The organism is Microbacterium sp. MMO-10, assembly GCF_037148715.1.
GTDB lineage: Bacteria > Actinomycetota > Actinomycetes > Actinomycetales > Microbacteriaceae > Microbacterium.
This window is the reverse complement of record NZ_JBBCSV010000004.1, coordinates 1-19743: the sequence shown is the minus strand read 5'-3', so window position 1 is coordinate 19743 and position 19743 is coordinate 1. Positions and strand designations below refer to the sequence as shown.

Genomic DNA, 19743 nt, shown 5'->3' with positions numbered 1-19743 from the left:
AGAGGATCCGCCTCAGCTCGCGGCGAGCCGCTTGCGCTCCGCGTCGACGTCGTAGTCGGCGAGGGGCCACTGCGGATCGATGTCCCGGAGGGCGGCGAGCAGCAGCTCCTGCACGGCGAGACGGGCGTACCACTTGCGGTTCGCGGGGATCACGTACCAGGGCGCGGCGTCGGTCGACGTACGCTCGAAGACGGTGTCGTAGGCGGCCATGTAGTCGTCCCAGAGCAGGCGCTCGTCGGTGTCGCCGGGGTTGAACTTCCAGTGCTTCTCAGGCCGGGCCAGACGCTCCATGAGGCGCTTCTTCTGCTCGTCGCGGGAGATGTCCAGCATCACCTTGACGATGCGCGTCCCGCTTTCGACGACGCGCTTCTCGAAGTCGACGATCGCGTCGTAGCGGCGTTCGATCTCCTCGGCCGGGGCGAGCGAGCGCACCCGGCCGATGAGCACGTCCTCGTAGTGCGAGCGGTCGAACACGCCGATCTTGCCCTCGGCGGGCAGGCGCTTCTCGATGCGCCAGAGGAAGTCGTGCTGCAGCTCCTCGGCGGTCGGCGCCTTGAACGCCGCGAGCTCGACGCCCTGCGGATCCACGCCGCCGACCACATGCCGGACGATCCCGCCCTTGCCCGCGGAGTCCATCGCCTGCAGCACCAGCAGGACGCTCGCCTGCGCCTCGCCCACCGCGGACCGCGCGAACAGCCGCTCCTGCAGGTCGCCGAGGGCGGCCAGCCCCGTGGCCAGCGACGCCGCACCGTCGGCCTTCTCCCCCTGGAACCCCGGAGTGGCATCGGGGTCGACCCCGGCGAGTCCGGCGGAGGGGACGCGGAGGACTTCTGCGGCGGGGGCGGTCCACCCGGCGGAGTGCTGGCTCATGCCCCCATGATGCCGGACACGACGGCACGGGGTGCGGAACTCCGTCAGAACCGAACGCGCGCCTCGGAGACCGCGCCGCCCGCGGAATCGACTGAGTTCCGCACCGGCCCGGGTCCCCGTGAGCCCTCGACGAAGCCGCGCGCCTTCGACGGAGCGACGCCGCTCAGCGGGCCAGGGGCACCTCGATCAGCTGCGGCCCTCCGACCTCCGCGGCGAGCGCGTGCTCCAGCTCGGCGACGGTGCCGACGCGCACGTGGGTCCATCCGTAGGCGGCGGCGAGGGGACCGAGCGCGACGGACTGCGGCGTGTAGAACGCGCGGTCGAGATCGACCGACGGGGCCGAGACGGCGACCTCGAGGCCGTCGAAGATCGTGCCGCCGCCGTCGTTGCCGACGATCACCTGCACCCGCGGCGCCGGCTCATCGGCCGGGAGGAGGAGGGATCCGACGTCGTGCAGGAGCGACAGGTCGCCGAGCAGCACGCGCACCGTGCCGGGGGCGCCCCCTGCCTGCGCGGCGAGGGCGATGCCGATGCCCGTGCCGGTCGTGCCGTCGATGCCGGCGAGCCCGCGGTTGGCGTGCACGCGCGCCTCGGCGCCGTCGAGCAGCTGGTCCGCCACGCGCACGATCCGCGACGAGCCGAACAGCAGCCGGTCGGCGGGGCCGGTCGCCGCCCACACCGCCCGCACGAGGGCGGGCCGGTCCAGGGGTACGTCGGCCGAGGAGCCCGCATCGGGATCCGCCGCCCCGCCGCCGACCGCCGTCGGTGCCGTCCACGCCGCGAGCCATTCCGCGTCCGCCGGTCCCGGCTCGACCTCGATCGCCCGCGCGTCGACCGCGGTGCCCGACGGATTCAGCCGCTCGCCGCCTCGGCGCACCGCGATGATCTCGAGGTCGGTGCGGCGCAGCAGGGCCGCGACCTCGCGACTGAGCGTCGGATGCCCGAGCACGACGACCCGCTGGATCCGGTCGGCGAGCGGGGCGTCGCGCAGGCGCTCCCGGTACGCGGGCACGAGGTGCGGCCCGAAACGGGCTCCGCTGACCACCTCGGCGATCAGCGGCCACCCGCCCTCGCGGGCGAGGCGCTCGGCGTCGGGGCCGGCATCGGCGCCCGCCACGACCAGGGTCCGCCCGCCGGCGGCGATCCGCATCGGCTCCGCCCCGGTGGGGCGCGGCAGCGGGCCGGCGCTCGCCGACAGCGGATCCGGGAGCGTGCCGGAGAGCGGCTCCCGCACCGGCAGGTTCAGGTGCACGGGACCGGCGACGCCGTCGAGTCCTTCCCCCGCGGCTCCGAGGGCGACGGTCACGGCCTCCTCCGCGAGTGCGGCGTACACGGCGGGATCCGCGTCGCCGGGCACGGGCGCGTCCACGCTCAGCCGCGCCCACGGGCGGAACATCCCCGGCTGGACCGTGGCCTGGTTCGCGCCGACGCCGCGCAGCTCCGGCGGTCGGTCGGCGGTGAGCAGGATCAGCGGGACCCCGGTGTGGAACGCCTCCATCGCCGCGGGCAGGTACCCCGCCGCCGCGGTCCCGGAGGTGCAGATCACGGCCGCGGGAGCGCCGGACTCACGACCGATCCCGAGGGCGGTGAACCCCGCCACCCGCTCGTCGATCCGCACGTGCACGCGGAGCGATCCGGAGCGCGCCAGGGCGGCGGCGGCGAGCGCGAACGCCTGAGACCGGGAGCCCGGCGAGAGCACGATGTCGCGGACGCCGTGCTCCACGAGCGTCGTCAGCAGCCGCACGGCCGCGTCGGCGGCAGGAGCGTGCGAGGGCGCCGTCACGGGCGCGGGCCGGCCGAATCGGTGTCGCCGCGATCGTCGAGGCGGGAGAGCTCGTCCTGGAGCTCCTTGATGAGCCGCTCCTGCTCGGCCGCGCTGATGCGACGGGCCGGATTCGCACGGGCCGGATCCGCGTCGTCGAGCGGCAGGTACCGCTCCTCGTCGGCGGTGCGCCCACGACGGGTGCGCCCGATCGTGAACCAGAGCAGTCCGCCGATCACCGGGATGAGCACGACGATCGCGATCCACACGCCCTTGGGCACGCCGCGGTGACGGCTCGCCGGCTGCACGACGCAGTCGACGATGCTGAACACCCAGAAGACCGCGGCCAGAAAACCGCCGATCACGAGGAAACGTGCCACGGTTCCAGTCTAGGTCGTGTCCCGGCCCGGCGGCCCGCGTGCGGCGAACGCCCGGCTGCCGCACATCCGATGGAGAAGCTCGGCATAGCGCCCTCACAGCGCGCGCCGAACGCGCCCTCCTAGACTGGGGTCGTGAAACTTCCTCCCCTTCTCGTGTACTCGGTGCTGCGCCTGCTGGCGTTCCTCGTGCCGCTGGGGATCCTGTGGTTCTTCTTCCCGATCTTCCGGGAGTTCTGGTGGCTCGCGGCCCTGTTCGCCGCGCTCATCGGGATCAGCGTCTCGCTGCTGTTCCTGCGCAGCCCGCTGTCGGACGCATCGAGGGCGATCTACGCCCGGCGCGAGTCGCGCCCCCCGAAGGCCGGATCCGCTCCGTCCGATGAGGACGTCGAGGACGCCGAGGAGCCCGCGGCCGACAGGCCGGAAGCGAACGGCACCGGCGACGCCGGATCCCGGCACGCGGCCTGACGCGACGCCGGATCCCGGCACGCGGCCTGACGCGACGCCGGATCCCGTCACGCGGCCTGGCCCGGCCCCGGCGCTCCCCGCACACACCGCGAGCGCAGCCTCGACCCGTCGTGTCCCGGCCGCCCGCAGACTCAGCCGCGGGCGAACGTCACGTGCACCACACCGCTCTCGGCGACCTCGCTGGTGACCGTGTAGCCGTCCTCGAGGCCGCGCAGGTCGGCCCAGAGGTTCTGCCCGCGACCGAGCAGGATCGGGGTGATGCCGACGTGCAGACGGTCGACGAGGCCGGCGGCCAGGAACGCGCGCACCGTGCTGGCCCCTCCCCCGATGCGCACGTCCGCGTCGCCGGCGACCTCGGTCGCGAGCGCCAGCGCCTCGGCCGGCGGCGCGTCGAGGAAGTGGAACTCCGTGCCGTTGTCGAAGGCGATCGGCTCCCGGCCCGCGCTGTGCGTCAGGACGAAGACCGGGCAGCGGAAAGGCGGCTCGTCGCCCCACCAGCCGCGCCACTCCGCATCGTCGGGGAAGTCGTGGAGGCCGAACATCCCCGCACCCATGATCTCGGCGCCGATGTCCTCGAAGTACTCGGCGCCGTAGCGGTCGTCCACGCCCGTGGTCCCCGCGCCGGAGAGGTCGCCCAGCACGCGCTCCCGGAACGTGCGGGTGGCCGTGTAGGCCGCGACGAGGCGGCCCCAGTCGTCCCCGAAGGGGTTCTCCGGGGTCTGATCGGTGGTCGACGCGTACCCGTCGAGGGAGATGTTGAGGTCGGCGCGAACGGCCATGTGCCGGTCTCCTTGCTGAACGGGGACGAACGGGGTCTCAGGCGCGGTCCGGATTCGAATCCTTGCCGTCGAGCCAGAGCGTATCGCTGGCATCCCGGTGCGTGCCATCGGTTCCCACGTGCTTCGTGCTGATCGTCGGGCCCCTGGTGATCACGTGCACGATCGCCATGCCGTGTCCGCGTCCGAGGTCGTATTCGCTCTTGAGCCATTCGAGGATCGGGGCGGCCTTGGTGCCGGGGCCGAAGCCCTGCGCCTCGGCGAGGTCCACGATCTGGCGCGGCGTGAGCCCGGTCTTGGTCTCGACGGCGTCGAGATATGCCTGGAACGACATGTTCTGCTCCTCTGCGGTTGTGGTCAGTCGACCACGGTCTGGATGATCACGGCCGAGGCGTGGATCCCGATCAGGCGCATGGTGCCCGATCCCACGTTCTCGAAGCGGTGGGGCACGAAGGCGGGCCCCGTCACGGTGTCGCCCGCGGTCGCGGTGATGATGCGGTCGCCGACGGTGAAGGCGACTTCGCCCTCGATCACGACCCAGGTCTCAGGGTAGGGGTGCCAGTGCAGCAGAGACCCCTGACCGGGCTGGTTGTCGACGTAGAAGTACGAGACGGCGGCGCCGTGCTCGGCGCCTTCGAAGCGCCGTCCGTCGCCCGTGCCGAGGCGGATCTCCTCGGGCGTGATCACGGCGATCTCGGGTGCGATGATGCTCATGTCGTGCTCCTCTCGGTGGCGTGCTCCCACTCTCCCCGGGTTCGGATCCACGTCGTAGAGTTTCGATGTGGATCGAAACATGGAGGGCGTCGAGTGGGAGCACCACCGGGTCGACTTCCGCCTGAGCCCCGGCGACATCCAGGCCGTGCGGTTCGGCGTCTCGCCCGGCCATGAGCTCGCCCACGCCGTGCGCGTGCTGCTGCGCCCGGAGCACTATCCGCTCGCCTGGGGCTGGCTCAAGTGCGTGCGCGGGCGACTGCCCCGCCACGCGTTCGACGTGCTCGCGCCGGTGATCGGCGCCGACGGCTACATGCCCGACTTCGTCACGACCACCGCCCGTTGGGACCTGGGGCCCGACGACGAGCTCGCGGCGCTGCGGGAGGCCCCGCTCGCCGGCATGCGCGTGGACCTCGGCAAGATGATCGCGCGCTCCTCCGGCCGTCGCCAGGAGTCCCTGCGCCGCATGCAGGAGCACCCGGCGCGGGCGCGCGCGATCATCGCCGACGCCTGGGAGGAGGTCTGGGACTGCACGATGGCGCCGGTCTGGCCGCAGCTGGAGCGGATCCTGAGATCCGACATCGCCGTGCGGTCCCGCACGATCGCGACCGAGGGGCTCGCCGCCATGGCATCCGCCCTGCACCCCCAGGTCGGATGGGGCGACGGCTCCGTGCGCGTGCGGCTGCGACGGCATAGCGAGGACGTGGACTGCCGGGGCGGCGGCCTGGTGCTCGTCCCCTCCGTCATGTCGTCCTGGGGCTGCATGGTGCTCACCGAGCCGCCGGCCCAGCCGACGCTTTTCTACCCCGCGCACGGAGTGACGGCCGGCTGGGCGGCCGACACCGAGGACCGGGTGCGCGCCCTGGAGGCCCTCGTCGGGCCGGTGCGCGCGGGGATCCTGCTCGCCGCGCACGTGCCGCGGACCACGACCCAGGTGGCGGTGGGGGCGGGGATCGCGGTCTCCACCGCCTCCCACCACCTCACGGTGCTGCGCGATGCGGGCCTGATCGACAGCACCCGCGACGGCGCCCGGATGATGCACCTGCGCACGCCGCTGGGCGAGGCGCTCGTCGGCGCCGACCTGTGAGCCCGCGGCGGTCGTCCTCGCTTCCGCCGGTCAGCGCTCCCCGGTGAGCACGACGAGCTCCTGAGTCGCGCGGGTCATCGCCACGTAGCGGTCGACGGCGCCCTCGATCCCCTCGCCGAGGAGCTCCGGATCCACGAGCACGACGAGGTCGAACTCCAGGCCCTTCGCCGTCAGCGGCGTGCACAGGCGCACCCGCGGCTCGACGGCGCCCCGGGCGTCCCGGTACGGCCTGTCGTCGCCGATCACGCAGGCGATCCCCTCGGCGTGCGCCGCCAGCCACTCCGCGATGATCCGGTCGCGCTCCGCCGCGGACGCGTATCGCACCGGGATGCCGCTCGCGCGCACCGAGACGGGCACGTTGGCATCGGGCAGCGCGGCCCGGATGACGGGCTCGGCGGCCGCCATGACCTCCTCCGGCGTGCGGTAGTTGATGCGCAGCGACGCCTGGGCGACCCGGCGCAGGCCGATCCGGGCGAGGCGGTCGGCCCAGGTCTCCCCGAACCCGTGCCGGGCCTGCGCGCGGTCGCCGACGATGGTCAGGCTGTGCGACGGCGCACGGCGCAGCAGCATGGCCCACTCCGCATCGCTGAGCTCCTGCGCCTCGTCGACGATCACGTGCGCGAAGGGGCCTGCGAGCGCATCCGGATCCCGGCGGGGCAGGGCCTCCTCGTCGAGGAGCATCTCGCGCACCCCGGCGCTGTCCTCGCCGAAGAAGAACCCGGTGATCGCGCTCTCCTTGTCGTCGTCGGCGGCCAGCAGCTCGTCCAGCACGCGCTCGCGATACTCCCGCTCCTCGGCGGTGACCGCCTCCTGGCGTCGACGCCGGCGCGCCCCCGCCGGATCGCCGATGAGCGCGCGCGCCTCGTCGAGGAGCGGGAGGTCCTGACGGGTCCAGGCGCGGGCGTCCTCGCGCCGCAGCGCCTCCCGCTCCGCGTCGCCGAGCCACGGCGCGCAGACGCGCAGGAAGGCGGGCACCGCCCACAGATCGGCGATGACGCCCGCCGGATCCAGCACGGGCCAGGCCGCGACGAACGCCCGCTGCAGCGCCGTGTTCTGCCGCAGCGACCGGTCCAGGGCCCGAGCGGGCAGGTCGTCGTCGGCGTGGTCCTCGACGAGCGCTCCGATCAGCGCGTCCCACACCTCGTCGCGGGCGTCGTTGTGCGCGGTGCCCGGTGCCGGCGCGTCGAACGCCTCGGCCCACGCATCCGGTTCGATGACCACGTCCCGCCAGGGCGTCTCCACGAGCAGCGGATCGCGGGGCGCCTGCTCGTGGTACCGCACCGCGGCGGCCACCGCATCGAGCAGACGTGAGCCGGACTTGAGCGAGCGGCAGAGCGGGTCGGGCTCCTCCGCCATGCGGTCGCCGTCGCGTCCCTCGGGCACCATGTCGGGCACGGTGCACACCCGCACGCTGTCCTCGCCGAGGCTCGGCAGCACATCCTCGACGTAGGCGAGATAGGGACGGTGCGGGCCGACGAAGAGGATCCCCCCGTGGCTGAGCCGCTGCTCGGCGTGCATGAGATAGGCGGCGCGGTGCAGCGCGACCACGGTCTTGCCGGTGCCCGGTCCGCCGTCGACGACGAGGGCGTCCCGCGACGACGCGCGAATGATCGCGTCCTGGTCGGCCTGGATGGTGGCGAGCACGTCGCGCATCCGCGGCGAGCGCGAGGCGCCGAGGCTCGCGATGAAGGCGGACTGGTCGTCGAGCGCCGCCGCGGCGTCCCCCGCCCCGTCCGCGGACGGGTCGAAGACCTCGTCCCAGTAGTCGGTGATGCGTCGCTCGTTCCCGGGGCCGGAGCTCCAGCGGTAGCGACGACGGCTGACCAGCCCCGCCGGGTCGGCGTGGGTGGCGGCGAAGAAGGGCTCGGCGGCGGGCGCCCGCCAGTCGACGAGCAGCCGGCGCCCGGCGGCATCCGACAGCCCGATGCGTCCGATGTAGATCCGCTCGGCGGGCCGCTCGCCGGATCCGGCGACGACCATCCGCCCGAGGCAGAGGTCGACGCCGAATCGGCGCAGCAGCTGCAGCCGCGACGTGGTGCGGTGGATCTCGAGGTCGCGGTCGAGAGTCTCCTGGCCGAGCCGCGCGTGGGTGGCCCGCAGGCGGGTGAGGCGATCCTCGAGCGCGGCGATCTCCTCCGCGAGCCGTCCGCGGACGGCGGCGAGGTGGGCGTCGTCCGCGGCGATGAGCGCGGGGGCGGACTTGCGGGCGAGCACGGGCGGGAGGGCGAAGACCGACCGGGTGTCCGGCGGCTGCGGGGCGCGGGGCGACGGGGCGGCGGCGAAGGGCTGGTCGGGGTGGGTTTCAGGGCGCACGGATCCTCCGATTCCAGGGCGAAGCCACCTAGTCTGCCTCGGCGGGGGGCCCTTGCCGCAAGCCCCACCCCGGGCGGTATCCTGGAAGTGCAGGGAGCGGTCCCCCAGGATCCGCTCCCGTCGCATTTTCTGCCGCTTTCCCGTCATCGGCGCGACATCTTCCGCGACGGGAGCTTTCGGAGGGCGCGGCTACGATCGAAGGACGCCCTCGGAAGGATCCTCATGTCCCACGCCGCCCACCCCCGTACGCACGTCGAGGATCTGGCCGACTTCGTCAGCGCCTCTCCCTCCAGCTACCACGCGGCGGAGGAGGTCGCCCGGCGCCTCGAGGGCCAGGGCTTCACCCGGCTCGACGAGACCGAGGCCTGGCCCGCGCAGCCCGGCGGCCGGTTCGTGATCGTGCGCGACGGCGCGGCGATCGCCTGGGTCGTGCCGCCGGCGGCCACGGCGACCACCCCGGTGCACGTGCTCGGCGCGCACACCGACTCCCCCGGCTTCAAGCTCAAGCCCCGTCCGACGACCGGATCCCGCGGCTGGCTGCAGGCCGCCGTCGAGGTCTACGGCGGACCGCTGCTGAACTCGTGGCTCGACCGCGAGCTGCGCCTCGCCGGCCGCCTCGCCCTCGCCGACGGCCGGGTCGTGCTCGCCGCGACCGGACCGCTGCTGCGCCTGCCGCAGCTCGCGATCCACCTCGACCGCGGCGTCAACAACGGCCTCGCGCTGGACAAGCAGGTCGAGACCCAGCCCGTCTGGGGCCTGGGCGACCCGGAGTCGGCGGACGTCCTCGGAGAGCTCGCCGACACAGCGGGGGTGGATCCGCTCGAGATCCGCGGCTTCGACGTCGTCACCGCCGACAGTGCCCGCGGCGCGGTGTTCGGCAAGGACGACGCGTTCTTCGCGAGCGGACGACTCGACGACCTCGCCTCGGTGCACGCGGGGGTCGTGGCGCTGGGCGAGATCGCCGCGCACGACGAGCCGCGGGCGATCGCGGTGCTGGCCGCCTTCGACCACGAGGAGCTCGGATCCGGATCCCGCTCCGGGGCCGCCGGCCCCATCCTGGAGGATGTGCTGGAGCGCATCTACGCCGGGCTCGGTGCCGACGCCGTCGATGTGCACCGCGCGTACGCCGCCTCCTGGTGCCTGTCCAGCGATGTCGGGCACTCGGTGCACCCGAACTACGCCGGCAGGCACGACCCGGTCGTGCAGCCGGTGCTGGGATCCGGTCCGATCCTGAAGATCAACGCGAACCAGCGCTACGCGACCGATGCGGTGGGCGCGGCCGCGTGGCACCGCTGGTGCGACGCCGCCGGTGTGGTGACCCAGGAGTTCGTCTCGAACAACGACGTGCCCTGCGGATCCACGATCGGACCGATCACCGCCACCCGGCTGGGGATCCGCACGGTCGACGTGGGCATCCCGATCCTGTCGATGCACTCCGCCCGCGAGCTCGCCGGTGTGAGCGACCTGCACGACCTCACCGCCGTCGCCAAGGCCTTCTTCGCAGGCTGAGCCGGCGCCCTTGCCGGATCCGCTTTCAACCCGCAGGAAGGATCCACTTCTGAAGGATGAATCCTCGCGATTCGTCCTCTGGAAGTGGATCCGTCCTGCGGAATTGCTCGGGGAGGCCGATCGCGGAACCACCCCGCCGCGACTCAGCGCATCGTGTCCAGGATCCCGACGAGATCCTCGAAGGTCGTCAGCGGGTTCAGGATCGCGAAGCGCGTGTTGACCCGGCCGGCGTGCGAACTCGGCACGACCAGGGCGCGCTGCGACTGCAGCAGCTCGTCCGACCAGCGGTCGTAGTCGGCGCGCTCCCAGCCCTCGCGCTCGAACACGACCACCGAGAGCTCGGGGTCGCGCACCAGGCGCAGCTCGGGGCGGGAGGCGATCTCATCGGCGATCCGCCGGGTCAGCGCGAGCGTCGAGCTCACGGCCTCCCGGTACGCCGCCACGCCGTAGGTCGCGAGCGAGAACCACAGCGGCAGTCCGCGCGGGCGCCGGGTGAGCTGGATCGAGTAGTCCGAGGGGCTGAACTCATCCGTGTCGGTGAGGGTGTCCAGGTACTCCGCGTGCTGCGTGTGCGCCAGACGGCCGTCGGCCGGATCCCGGTACAGCAGCGCGCAGCAGTCGAAGGGCGCGTACAGCCACTTGTGCGGATCCACGACGAGCGAGTCGCACCGCTCGACGCCGGCGAACCACGCCCTGGCCTCCGGCGCCAGCATGGCTGTCAGCCCGTATGCACCGTCGATGTGCAGCCAGAACTCGAACTCGTCCTTGAGCGCCGCGATGCCGGCGATGTCGTCGAGGATGCCGAAGTTGGTGGATCCGGCGGTCGCCACGACCGCGAACACCGCGTCCCCGTGCTCCTCCAGGGCGGCGCGCACCTCGTCGGCGTGCAGCTTGCCGTCGGCGCCCGCGGGCACCGCGATCACGTCGACGTCCATGATCTTCGCGGCCGACTTGTTCGAGGAGTGCGCCTCCAGGCTGCAGACCAGCTTCCACCGTGCGGGCCGGGGCGTGCCGGCCGCGTCGAGACGCCGTCCGGCCTTGTCGCGCGCCGCGGCGAGCGCCGAGAGGTTGCCGATCGTGCCGCCCTGCACGAAGACGCCGCCCGCGTTCTCGGGCAGCCCGAACTCGGCGGCGAGCCACGAGAGCACCTCGTTCTCGGCGTGCACCGCTCCGGCGCCCTCGAGCCAGCTGCCGCCGTAGAGCCCCGAGGCCGAGACGACGAGGTCGAACGCCATGGCCGCCACGGTAGGCGCGTTGGGGATGAAGGAGAGGTAGTTGGGGTGGCTCGTGGTGAGGCAGGCCGGGGCGAGGATGTGCTCGAAGACGCTGAGCGCGCGCTGGCCGCCGAGCCCGGCGTCGGTGATCGTCGCGCCCACGAGGCGTCGCAGTTCGGCTTCGGGCTGCGGTTTGTCCAGCGGCACATCGGTGGCGAGCATCCGGCGGCGGGAGTAGTCGAGCACGGCGTCGACGATCGCGGCGGATTCGGGCGAGGCGGCATGCATGCGCGCGGCGTCCATGGCGGATCCTTCCGACCCGGAAGCCTACGGGCGCCCGGTCACGAGCAGAGATGCCGCGCCGGATCAACGGGTCGGCGTTATCGTACCGCCTCGCCGCATCGGACGGCGATCGGGTTCTCGAGGAACTCCGTCTGCGCCGAACGGGGCGTCAGTACGACGAAGACCGCCCCCGAAAACCGCCGGGATCCGCCTCCGTCACCCTCCTGCCTGCCAGGATGTTGCCATGTCCGCAGAGCGCAGCACCGGAGCCGGCACCCTCATCGAGAGCCGGGGCATCGAAATCGTCCCCGAATCGGAGCGCACCGCGCGGCCCCGCGACCTGTTCTGGCCGTGGTTCGCCGCGAACGTGTCGGTGTTCGGCATGTCCTACGGCTCGTTCCTGCTCGGCTTCGGCATCTCGCTCTGGCAGGCGACGGTCGTCGCGATCATCGGCATCGTGGTGTCGTTCGCACTGTGCGGGCTCATCGCGATCGCCGGAAAGCGCGGATCCGCGCCGACCATGGTGCTGTCGCGGGCCGCGTTCGGCGTGCAGGGGCAGAAGATCCCCGGCATCGTGTCGTGGCTCACCTCGATCGGCTGGGAGACGTCGCTCACCATCACCGCCGTGCTCGCGACCACCACGGTCCTGCACCGGCTCGGCTGGGTGGGCGAGAGCGGCGACGTCGCCGTGAACATCATCGCGACGATCCTCGTGGCCGCTCTCATCGTCGGCGCATCGGTGCTCGGCTACCACACGATCATGCGGCTCCAGTCGGTGCTCACCTGGCTGACCGGCGCGTTCACGGTGCTGTTCCTGATCCTGACGTTCTCGAGCATCCACTGGGACAAGGCCTTCTCGCACCCGGACGGCACCCTCGCCCAGACCATCGGAGCGCTCGTCATGGTGATGACCGGCTTCGGGCTCGGCTGGATCAACATCGCCGCCGACTGGTCCCGCTATCAGAAGCGCACCGCGTCGGACACGCAGATCGTCGCCTGGAACACGATCGGCGGATCCGTCGCCCCGATCGTGCTGGTGTTCTTCGGTCTCCTCCTCGCCGGTTCGGACGACAAGCTCGGCGCCGCCGTCGCGGCCGATCCGATCGGGGCGCTCGCCTCGCTGCTCCCGGACTGGGCGCTGTTCCCGTTCCTCATCGTCGCGATCCTCACGCTGGTCTCGGGCGCGGTGCTCGGCATCTACTCGTCGGGTCTCACCCTGCTCAGCCTCGGGATCCGGATCCCGAGGCCGGCCGCAGCGGCGGTCGACGGCGTGATCCTCACCATCGGCACGATCGTCGTGGTGTTCTTCGCGCAGAACTTCCTGGGCCCCTTCCAGTCGTTCCTCATCACGCTCGGCGTGCCGATGGCCGCATGGGCCGGGATCCTCATCGCCGACATCCTCCGCCGTCGCAAGGACTACGACGAGGCGGCGCTGTTCGACCCGAGCGGGCGCTACGGCGCCTGGGACGTCCTCTCGATCGCCACGCTCGTCGTGGCATCGATCATCGGCTGGGGCTTCGTGATCAACGGGTTCGCCGACGCGGCGCCGTGGAACAACTGGCAGGGGTACTTCCTCGGCCTCATCGGCGGCAAGGACGGCGACTGGGCCTACGCCAACCTCGGCGTCTTCTTCGCTCTCGTGCTCGGATTCGTCGTCACCTGGTTCGGCCGGGTGGGCAGGATCCGCCGTCAGGAGCAGGCGTGACGGATGCGGCTGACTCCCCGGGGTCGTTGAGCGAGGACGCCGGAGGCGACCGAGACGAAACGGCGCGCCGCGCGGAACCCGCCGAGCTGCCCTGGCTGGTGGTGATCGACCCGCAGAACATCTTCGCGGCCCCGGACTCGGCATGGGGCTCGCCGATGTTCCCCGCGGCGCTCGAGAACATCCGGCGACTCGCGGCGGCCGCCGGCGGACGCGTGCTCGTCACCCGCTGGCTGCCCACCGCCGACCGGAGCACCGCCTGGGGGGACTACTTCGCGGAATGGCCGTTCGCCGACCGTCCGGCCGACGACCCGCTCTTCGATCTCGTGCCCGGGGCGCGGGAGCTCTCGCCGCACCCGACGCTCGACTTGCCGACGTTCGGCAAGTGGGGTGCGGCGATCGGGCAGATCCTCGGATCCGCTCCGATCGTGCTGACCGGGGTCTCGACCGACTGCTGCGTCGTCTCCACGGCACTGGCCGCCGCGGACGCGGGTGCTCGCGTGACGATCGCCGCGGATGCCTGCGCGGGATCCACTGCCGAGAACCACGCCGCAGCGCTCACGGTCATGGGGCTCTATCCGCCGCAGCTGACGGTGTCCGACACGGCGGCGGCCCTGCGGATCCTGCACCCGTGACGCCTCCCGCCCGCTGAGCGACGTCCGCACCGAAAGAGGCGGAGGCTACCCGAGGACGGCCGCGACCGTGCGCCGCGCCAGCGCCGCCCGGTCCTCGGGCGCCCACTTCACCAGCGAGTGCGCGTTCATGCCGTCGACCGTGGCGAGCAGCAGCCACGCCGCCCCCTCCGCGTGCGCGGCGGAGATCTCGCCCGCCGCGATCCCTTCGGCGACGATCGCCTCGAGGTCGCGCTGCCAGCCGTCCATCTCCCGGCGCACCCGGGCGGCGAGCTCGTCGTTGCGCGCGCCGTCGGCCCAGGCCTGCACCCAGACCAGGGTCACGTCATCGCGTTCGCCGTCGAGGAGGGTCTCCACGATGCGCGTGATGCGCCCCCGCAGGCCGGAGATCGCGCGCCCGGCCGCGACGACTTCCACCCGCTCGGCCTCGACGATCGCGCCGAACACGTCGGCCACGAACGCGTCCATGCTCGGGCGGTAGTGGGCGACCAGCGCCGGCGTCACCCCGGCCGCGGCGGCCACGGTGCGCACGGTGAGCCCGGCGATCCCGTTCTGCCGGGCGAGGGCGATCGCCGCGTCGAGGATCGCGCGCTCCCGCTGCTCCGGCGGCATCCGCTTCGGCCGAGGGGTTGACGAGGTGCTCATGAGGCTATACCGTATCGCTAGTTGGTCACTTGTTCAATAAGTGCCGCGAACCGATCCGAGGAGCACCGATGCCCTGGCAGATGCCCAGCGAGACCGCCCGCCACGACCGCGTCTGGATGGCCTTCCCCGCCGAAGGCGAGACTCTGGGCGACACCGACGCCCTGCGCGAGGAGGGCTACGCGACCTGGACCGCGGTCGCCCACGCCGTCAGCGCGTTCACCCCGGTGACGATCCTCGTGGACCCGAGCGAGCTCAGCCGCGCGCGCCGCATGCTGTCGAGCGACATCACGATCCTCGAGGCGGGCGTCGACGAGTTCTGGATGCGCGACTCCGGTCCGACCTTCGTCGTCGACGCCGACCGCCCCGGCGTCCTCGGCGCCGTCGACTGGGTGTTCAACGGCTGGGGCGCGAACTCCTGGGCGTCGTGGACGAAGTCCGGCGAGCACGCGCGGATCATCGCGGAGCAGGTCGGCGCCGAACTGGTCTCGTCCACGCTCGTCAACGAGGGCGGCGGCATCCACGTCGACGGCGAGGGAACCGTGCTGCTCACCGAGACGGTGCAGCTCGACCCCCGCCGCAACCCCTACCTCGACCGCCGGCGCGTGGAGGCGGAGATGCTCCGCACGATCGGCGCCACCAAGGCCGTCTGGCTGCCCCGCGGACTCACCCGCGACTACGACGAGTTCGGCACGAACGGACATGTCGACATCGTCGCCGCGATCACCTCCCCCGGCCAGATCCTCCTGCACGCCCAGCAGGATCCGGATCACCCCGACTTCGAGGTGTCCGCCGCGCTGCGCGCGCACCTGTCCGCCGAGACCGACGCCGCCGGCCGCCCGTTCGAGATCATCGACCTTCCGGCGCCGTCGACCCTGCGGGATGCGGAGGGCTTCGTCGACTGGAGCTACGTCAACCACCTCGTCACGAACGACGGCGTCATCGCCTGCGGGTTCGGCGACGACACCGCGGACGCCCGCGCCCGGGAGATCCTCGCCGACGCCTACCCCGGTCGCCGCGTCGTCACCGTCGACGCCCGCCCCCTGTTCGACCGCGGCGGCGGCATCCACTGCATCACCCAGCAGCAGCCGACGCTCACCGCCTGACCCGCTCACCCCTCGTCCTCTCCGCCCGTCCGCATCGACCGGCCGCCCGCACGACCGGCGCCTCGATGCGGACAGGCGGTAACGCACCCGAAGGATCCGCCCATGTTCGATGTCGTCGAGACCCCCATCGCCCGCCTGCGCGCCGCCCTCGAGGCAGGCGAGACCACGTCGGTCGAACTGGTCGACGCCTATCTCGCGCGCATCGACGCCTACGACGGCCCGGACACGGCGACCGCGCTGAACTCGGTCGTCGTGCGCAACCCGGAGGCGCGCGCCGAGGCCGAGGCCTCCGACGCCCGCCGCGCCCGCGGCGAGGTCCTGGGACCGCTCGACGGGATCCCGTACACGGCCAAGGACAGCTACCTCGTGCGCGGCCTGACCGCGGCCGCCGGATCCCCCGCGTTCGCCGAGCTCGTCGCCCAGCGCGACGCGTTCACGATCGAGCGGCTGCGCGCGGGCGGTGCGATCTGCCTCGGTCTCACGAACATGCCCCCGATGGCGAACGGCGGCATGCAGCGCGGCGTCTACGGCCGCGCGGAGAGCCCGTACAACGCCGACTGGCTGACCAGCGCGTTCGGGTCGGGCTCGTCGAACGGCTCCGGCACCGCGACCGCGGCGTCCTTCGGGGCCTTCGGCCTGGGCGAGGAGACCTGGTCCAGCGGGCGTGCCCCCGCGTCCCACAATGCGCTCGTCGCCTACTGCCCGAGCCGCGGGGTCATCTCGGTCCGCGGCAACTGGCCGCTCGTGCCGACCCAGGACGTCGTCGTGCCGCACGCGCGCTCGGTCGCCGATCTGCTCGAGATCCTCGACGTCGTCGTCGCCGACGACCACACCACGCGCGGCGACTTCTGGCGGGCGCAGCCGTGGGTGCCGCTGCCGGCGGCATCCGAGGTGCGACCCGACTCCTATGTCGCACTCGAGCCCGCGGATCTCCGCGGCGTCCGGTTCGGCGTCCCGAAGATGTACATCAACGCGGATCCCGACGCGGGCACCGGCACCGGCATCGGCGGCCCGACCGGTCGGCGCGTGGAGACCCGCGAGACGGTCATGGAGCTCTGGCGCGCGGCCCGGGCCGCTCTGGAGGCGGCCGGAGCGGAGATCGTCGAGGTCGACTTCCCCGCCGTCACCAATTACGAGGGGGACCGCGCCGGCGCGCCGACGATCGCGACCCGCGGGATCGTGCCGCCTGCGTTCCTGCGCAGCGAGGTCATCGAGCTCTGCGCCTGGGGCTGGGACGACTTCCTCGGCGCCAACGGCGATCCGGCGCTGAACACGCTGGCCCAGGTCGACGGGGCGGAGATCTTCCCGGCTCCCCCGGGCGCCCTGCCCGACCGCTACACCGGTTTCGATGACGACATCAACGAGCTGCCCGACCTGTTCCGGGCGAACCCGGTGACCGATCTGACCGCGATCCCGCACATGGAGGCGGGCCTGCGCGGCCTGGAGGAGACCCGTCGCGTCGACCTCGAGCAGTGGATGGATGAGCTCGGCCTGGACGCCGTGCTCTACCCGGCGATGGCCGACATCGGCCCGGCGGACATGGACGTCAACCCGGCCTCCGCCGACCAGGGCTGGCGCAACGGCGTCTGGGTCGCGAACGGCAACATCGTGCCGCGGCACCTCGGCATCCCCTCGGTGACCGTGCCGATGGGCACGCTGTCGGACATCGCGATGCCCGTGGGCCTGACCATCTCCGGTCGCGCCTACGACGACACCCGGTTGCTGCAGCTCGCCGCCGCTTTCGAGGCGACCGGCGACCGCCGCACGACTCCTCCGCGCACACCCCGCCTCTGAGGCGCCGCGACGGCTCCCGAGAGCGCCGGGAGGCGACCGCGCTATCGTGAGCGCATGGACTCCGCTCCCCTGCGCACCCTCGTCGAGACCGTGCGCCGGGAAGGACGGGGAGTGCTGGCGACCACCGCGCCGGACGGCGCTCCCGAGGCCGCGCTCGTGGGTGTCGCCGTCCTCGACGACGGCACCCTGATCGTGAACGCGCCCTCGTCGGCGCGCAAGGTCGCGCACCTGCGCCGTGAGCCGCGCGCGGCCCTCGTCATCGGCGCAGGACCCGTGCGCAGTCTTCAGGTCGAGGGACGCACCCAGCTGCTCGAGGGAGACGACCGGAGCGCGCTCGGCGCCGCCTACGACGCGCAGTTCCCCGGCTCGCGCTCGCTCGCCGAGGGCTTCGTCGTCATCGCGATCCGGCCCGAGTGGATGCGCGACTACGACATCGACCGGGATCCCCGCACGATCGAGACGACCCTCATCACGCGCTGATCCGGCCCTCGCGTTCGACGGGTGTCACGCCCCATGTTTCGGCACGTTTCACGCCCGCTTCCGCCTCGACACGCCCGGACGTAGCCTGATCGGACCGATCCTGTGAGGAGAACACCGTGACCACGCCCCGCGCTCAGCTCTCGCCCGTTCCGGCGCGACAGGCTGTGGCGTGCATGTGCGACCACGGCGACGTCTGCTCCTCCTTCGCCCCAGGGCACGCGCTGCACCTCATCCAGGCGCGTCTCGCGGCGGCCACGGCTGCCGGCTGGACCGACGCCCTGGTGACCGACGTCGACCGCGCAGCGGGTACCCTACGGGTCACGACGCTCGACGGCGAGGCGCTGTCGCTGTGGAACGCCGGCGGCGCGGCTCTCGAGGTCGAGCCGGGGCAGCCCGTGGCGGTGCACACCCGCTGGGATGTGCTCGCGATCGGCGCGCTGCGCTACAACGTCGCCCGCGTCTGACCGCCTCCGCCCACACGGCGCCGACCCGCGGAGCGGGCGACGACACGGCGCCACCCGCTCCCGGGGCTCAGGCCTCGAGCTCACGCAGGAAGCCCTGCACATGCTCCTGGAGACGGAGGATCCGCTGCGTCCTTGCCGCTTCGCGGTCATAACCCTCATACGCCAGTGCCGGGAGTCGGCGCACGTTCGCAGAGCATCCGAAGTTGGCGCAGATCAGCACGCCGAGCGTGTTCCCCTGCCGCCCCGACGGCCCTGCCTTGCGCGCCGCGAAGAACTGCACGTCGTTGCGGAGCGTGACGTCCTCGCACCAGGAGCACTGGGCTCGGGCGAGCGTGCGCTGCTCGGCCTGCTGCAGCAGCACGGACATCGAACTGCCATCATCCCGCTGCGCGACGATGTACGCGCGCCGGGGCATCTTGGGATCCGACCACCCCAGGTAATCGAGAACCGAGAAGTCGGTCTCGCCGAAGCCGGGCGGCAGGGTCAGGGAGGAAGCCTCCTTGCGGGAGGCGTTGCGGAAGGAAGCGCGGATGGCGCGCTCGTCGATGGGAAGCATGTCGTGCTCTCTGTGAGATGTCGTTACGCCTGCCGGGCAGGCGCGGAGGTCGGCTGCGGATCGCAACCGGAGAAAGGACCCGCGGATCTCCTCACGCGGGCTCGACGAACGCGCCGGTGAGGGACCTCACCGGCGGGGCGTCAGCCTCTGCCACCGGCGCGGAAAGCGCCGGTGACCTCCTTCGACACCGCACGGGCGTCATGAACGACGAGCATGCTCTGATCCTACGGCACCCCTGATCACAGGGAGCCGAAAGGACCCGGCCTCACGCCGCGATCATCGAGTCGCGCATGGCCATGCAGGCGTCCATGCACGCCTTGCACGCGGCCGCGCACATCCGGCAGACCTCGCTGTGCGCCTCGTGCTGCATGCACATGTCCATGCAGAGCTGGCACATCGCCATGCAGGCGTCCAGCATCGACATCATGACCGCCGGGGTCATCCCCTGTATGCGCATCATCGACCGCATCATCGTGTTGCACATGTCGGCGCAGTTCATACAGGCCGGCGAGCAGTCCATCATCTGCGTCGAGCACACCGTGCAGGCCTGCTCGCACGCCGAACACGCATCCATGCAGGCCTGCATGAGCGACATGTCCATCGCCTCCATGCCGGGCATCATGTCCATGCTCTTCATCGAGTCCATCATCATCGCGTCCATCACGAGCTCCTTCGTCCACCGGGAAGGCGGGCGAACCACCCGTCTGACGACAGGGTAGCCCCGTCATGCCGCGACGTCGATGCCTGGCGGGCGGAGAGCGCCGGCGCCCCGCCGGGCGGGCGCGGGCACGCGAATCCCGCCGCGCAGCGGCGGAGGTCGCGGGCCTGCGCACGCACGAAAAAAGGCCGCCCGTGAGGGCGGCCTTGAATCGATCAGACCCAGAAATGCAGAAAGGCCACCCTGCGTTGGGTGGCCTTTCTGTTAAAGGAAGTCCGGCGGTGTCCTACTCTCCCACAGGGTCCCCCCTGCAGTACCATCGGCGCTGTGAGGCTTAGCT

The 19743-nt window shown here is 72.3% G+C and carries 20 protein-coding genes and 1 rRNA gene; 10 read left to right on the top strand and 11 right to left on the bottom strand.

Features of this window, described 5'->3' with window-relative positions; translation table 11 throughout:
- Window positions 1-12: 12 nt before the first annotated feature.
- The 3 genes from WFJ17_RS12760 to WFJ17_RS12750 form a co-directional block, all read right to left on the bottom strand.
- Complete coding sequence (locus tag WFJ17_RS12760; protein WP_336648621.1) at window positions 13-870, bottom strand: polyphosphate kinase 2 family protein; 858 nt, start codon at window positions 868-870, stop codon at window positions 13-15.
- 163 nt (window positions 871-1033) lie between these two features.
- Window positions 1034-2653, bottom strand: a complete 1620-nt coding sequence (gene menD / locus WFJ17_RS12755) for a 2-succinyl-5-enolpyruvyl-6-hydroxy-3-cyclohexene-1-carboxylic-acid synthase (protein WP_336648620.1) — start codon at window positions 2651-2653, stop codon at window positions 1034-1036.
- Window positions 2650-3012 (bottom strand): PLD nuclease N-terminal domain-containing protein, encoded by a 363-nt coding sequence (locus WFJ17_RS12750; protein ID WP_251445478.1) that lies wholly within the window; start codon window positions 3010-3012, stop codon window positions 2650-2652. The genes menD and WFJ17_RS12750 overlap by 4 nt, the downstream gene beginning before the upstream one ends.
- A gap of 132 nt (window positions 3013-3144) precedes the next feature.
- Between WFJ17_RS12750 and WFJ17_RS12745 the strand changes: the two genes are divergently transcribed.
- Window positions 3145-3477, top strand: coding sequence for a DUF4229 domain-containing protein (locus WFJ17_RS12745; protein WP_251445475.1), 333 nt, complete (start codon window positions 3145-3147; stop codon window positions 3475-3477).
- A gap of 131 nt (window positions 3478-3608) precedes the next feature.
- On the opposite strand, the gene WFJ17_RS12740 is transcribed toward WFJ17_RS12745, so the two are convergent.
- From WFJ17_RS12740 to WFJ17_RS12730, 3 genes are read right to left on the bottom strand one after another with little or no spacing between them, the layout of a single operon-like run.
- Window positions 3609-4256 carry a dihydrofolate reductase family protein gene (locus WFJ17_RS12740; RefSeq protein WP_336648619.1) on the bottom strand — a complete coding sequence of 216 codons (648 nt, stop codon included), beginning with the start codon at window positions 4254-4256 and terminating at the stop codon, window positions 3609-3611.
- A gap of 37 nt (window positions 4257-4293) precedes the next feature.
- On the bottom strand, window positions 4294-4587 hold the full coding sequence (locus WFJ17_RS12735) for a DUF4287 domain-containing protein (RefSeq protein ID WP_336648618.1): 294 nt from the start codon (window positions 4585-4587) through the stop codon (window positions 4294-4296).
- A 23-nt stretch (window positions 4588-4610) separates the two neighbouring features.
- Window positions 4611-4967 (bottom strand): cupin domain-containing protein, encoded by a 357-nt coding sequence (locus WFJ17_RS12730; RefSeq protein WP_251445466.1) that lies wholly within the window; start codon window positions 4965-4967, stop codon window positions 4611-4613.
- 67 nt (window positions 4968-5034) lie between these two features.
- Here WFJ17_RS12730 and WFJ17_RS12725 point away from each other — a divergent pair, with 67 nt between their 5' ends.
- Window positions 5035-6051, top strand: a complete 1017-nt coding sequence (locus tag WFJ17_RS12725) for an ArsR/SmtB family transcription factor (protein WP_336648617.1) — start codon at window positions 5035-5037, stop codon at window positions 6049-6051.
- Between the two features lie 30 nt (window positions 6052-6081).
- Here WFJ17_RS12725 and helR read toward each other — a convergent pair whose 3' ends face one another.
- Window positions 6082-8364, bottom strand: coding sequence for an RNA polymerase recycling motor ATPase HelR (helR, locus tag WFJ17_RS12720; RefSeq protein ID WP_336648616.1), 2283 nt, complete (start codon window positions 8362-8364; stop codon window positions 6082-6084).
- A 222-nt stretch (window positions 8365-8586) separates the two neighbouring features.
- Between helR and WFJ17_RS12715 the strand changes: the two genes are divergently transcribed.
- Window positions 8587-9873 (top strand): M18 family aminopeptidase, encoded by a 1287-nt coding sequence (locus tag WFJ17_RS12715; protein ID WP_336648615.1) that lies wholly within the window; start codon window positions 8587-8589, stop codon window positions 9871-9873.
- A gap of 143 nt (window positions 9874-10016) precedes the next feature.
- Here the strand turns inward: WFJ17_RS12715 and WFJ17_RS12710 are convergent, their stop codons facing one another.
- Window positions 10017-11390, bottom strand: a complete 1374-nt coding sequence (locus tag WFJ17_RS12710) for a pyridoxal phosphate-dependent decarboxylase family protein (RefSeq protein WP_336648614.1) — start codon at window positions 11388-11390, stop codon at window positions 10017-10019.
- Window positions 11391-11613: 223 nt separating this feature from the next.
- Between WFJ17_RS12710 and WFJ17_RS12705 the strand changes: the two genes are divergently transcribed.
- Window positions 11614-13074, top strand: coding sequence for a purine-cytosine permease family protein (locus WFJ17_RS12705; RefSeq protein WP_336648613.1), 1461 nt, complete (start codon window positions 11614-11616; stop codon window positions 13072-13074).
- A gap of 98 nt (window positions 13075-13172) precedes the next feature.
- Complete coding sequence (locus WFJ17_RS12700) at window positions 13173-13706, top strand: cysteine hydrolase family protein (protein ID WP_336648930.1); 534 nt, start codon at window positions 13173-13175, stop codon at window positions 13704-13706.
- Window positions 13707-13751: 45 nt separating this feature from the next.
- Here WFJ17_RS12700 and WFJ17_RS12695 read toward each other — a convergent pair whose 3' ends face one another.
- Entirely contained in the window at window positions 13752-14348 is a 597-nt protein-coding gene (locus WFJ17_RS12695; RefSeq protein WP_251445451.1) for a TetR/AcrR family transcriptional regulator, read from the bottom strand.
- Between the two features lie 68 nt (window positions 14349-14416).
- Here WFJ17_RS12695 and WFJ17_RS12690 point away from each other — a divergent pair, with 68 nt between their 5' ends.
- From WFJ17_RS12690 to WFJ17_RS12675, 4 genes are all read left to right on the top strand, one after another.
- Complete coding sequence (locus tag WFJ17_RS12690; RefSeq protein ID WP_336648612.1) at window positions 14417-15451, top strand: agmatine deiminase family protein; 1035 nt, start codon at window positions 14417-14419, stop codon at window positions 15449-15451.
- A gap of 102 nt (window positions 15452-15553) precedes the next feature.
- Entirely contained in the window at window positions 15554-17245 is a 1692-nt protein-coding gene (locus WFJ17_RS12685; RefSeq protein WP_336628889.1) for an amidase, read from the top strand.
- Between the two features lie 54 nt (window positions 17246-17299).
- Complete coding sequence (locus WFJ17_RS12680; protein ID WP_251445442.1) at window positions 17300-17725, top strand: pyridoxamine 5'-phosphate oxidase family protein; 426 nt, start codon at window positions 17300-17302, stop codon at window positions 17723-17725.
- A 116-nt stretch (window positions 17726-17841) separates the two neighbouring features.
- Window positions 17842-18189, top strand: a complete 348-nt coding sequence (locus WFJ17_RS12675) for a hypothetical protein (protein ID WP_251445439.1) — start codon at window positions 17842-17844, stop codon at window positions 18187-18189.
- 67 nt (window positions 18190-18256) lie between these two features.
- Here WFJ17_RS12675 and WFJ17_RS12670 read toward each other — a convergent pair whose 3' ends face one another.
- On the bottom strand, window positions 18257-18745 hold the full coding sequence (locus WFJ17_RS12670) for an FBP domain-containing protein (protein WP_251445436.1): 489 nt from the start codon (window positions 18743-18745) through the stop codon (window positions 18257-18259).
- A 290-nt stretch (window positions 18746-19035) separates the two neighbouring features.
- Between WFJ17_RS12670 and WFJ17_RS12665 the strand changes: the two genes are divergently transcribed.
- A complete protein-coding gene (locus WFJ17_RS12665; protein WP_336648611.1) occupies window positions 19036-19464 on the top strand; it encodes a hypothetical protein in 429 nt (142 codons plus the stop codon).
- A gap of 212 nt (window positions 19465-19676) precedes the next feature.
- Here the strand turns inward: WFJ17_RS12665 and rrf are convergent.
- A 5S ribosomal RNA gene (gene rrf, locus WFJ17_RS18715) occupies window positions 19677-19743 on the bottom strand; the annotation flags it as partial.

What these genes read in the sequence shown, in the direction of transcription:
- WFJ17_RS12665 (WP_336648611.1), top strand. Translation starts at nt 19,036, where the DNA reads ATGGCCATGCAGGCGTCCATGCACGCCTTGCACGCGGCCGCGCACATC.
- WFJ17_RS12670 (WP_251445436.1), bottom strand. Translation starts at nt 18,745, where the DNA reads ATGCTTCCCATCGACGAGCGCGCCATCCGCGCTTCCTTCCGCAACGCC.
- WFJ17_RS12695 (WP_251445451.1), bottom strand. Translation starts at nt 14,348, where the DNA reads ATGAGCACCTCGTCAACCCCTCGGCCGAAGCGGATGCCGCCGGAGCAG.
- WFJ17_RS12740 (WP_336648619.1), bottom strand. Translation starts at nt 4,256, where the DNA reads ATGGCCGTTCGCGCCGACCTCAACATCTCCCTCGACGGGTACGCGTCG.
- WFJ17_RS12760 (WP_336648621.1), bottom strand. Translation starts at nt 870, where the DNA reads ATGAGCCAGCACTCCGCCGGGTGGACCGCCCCCGCCGCAGAAGTCCTC.
- WFJ17_RS12710 (WP_336648614.1), bottom strand. Translation starts at nt 11,390, where the DNA reads ATGGACGCCGCGCGCATGCATGCCGCCTCGCCCGAATCCGCCGCGATC.
- WFJ17_RS12705 (WP_336648613.1), top strand. Translation starts at nt 11,614, where the DNA reads ATGTCCGCAGAGCGCAGCACCGGAGCCGGCACCCTCATCGAGAGCCGG.
- WFJ17_RS12715 (WP_336648615.1), top strand. Translation starts at nt 8,587, where the DNA reads ATGTCCCACGCCGCCCACCCCCGTACGCACGTCGAGGATCTGGCCGAC.
- WFJ17_RS12680 (WP_251445442.1), top strand. Translation starts at nt 17,300, where the DNA reads ATGGACTCCGCTCCCCTGCGCACCCTCGTCGAGACCGTGCGCCGGGAA.
- WFJ17_RS12730 (WP_251445466.1), bottom strand. Translation starts at nt 4,967, where the DNA reads ATGAGCATCATCGCACCCGAGATCGCCGTGATCACGCCCGAGGAGATC.
- WFJ17_RS12735 (WP_336648618.1), bottom strand. Translation starts at nt 4,587, where the DNA reads ATGTCGTTCCAGGCATATCTCGACGCCGTCGAGACCAAGACCGGGCTC.
- WFJ17_RS12690 (WP_336648612.1), top strand. Translation starts at nt 14,417, where the DNA reads ATGCCCTGGCAGATGCCCAGCGAGACCGCCCGCCACGACCGCGTCTGG.
- WFJ17_RS12685 (WP_336628889.1), top strand. Translation starts at nt 15,554, where the DNA reads ATGTTCGATGTCGTCGAGACCCCCATCGCCCGCCTGCGCGCCGCCCTC.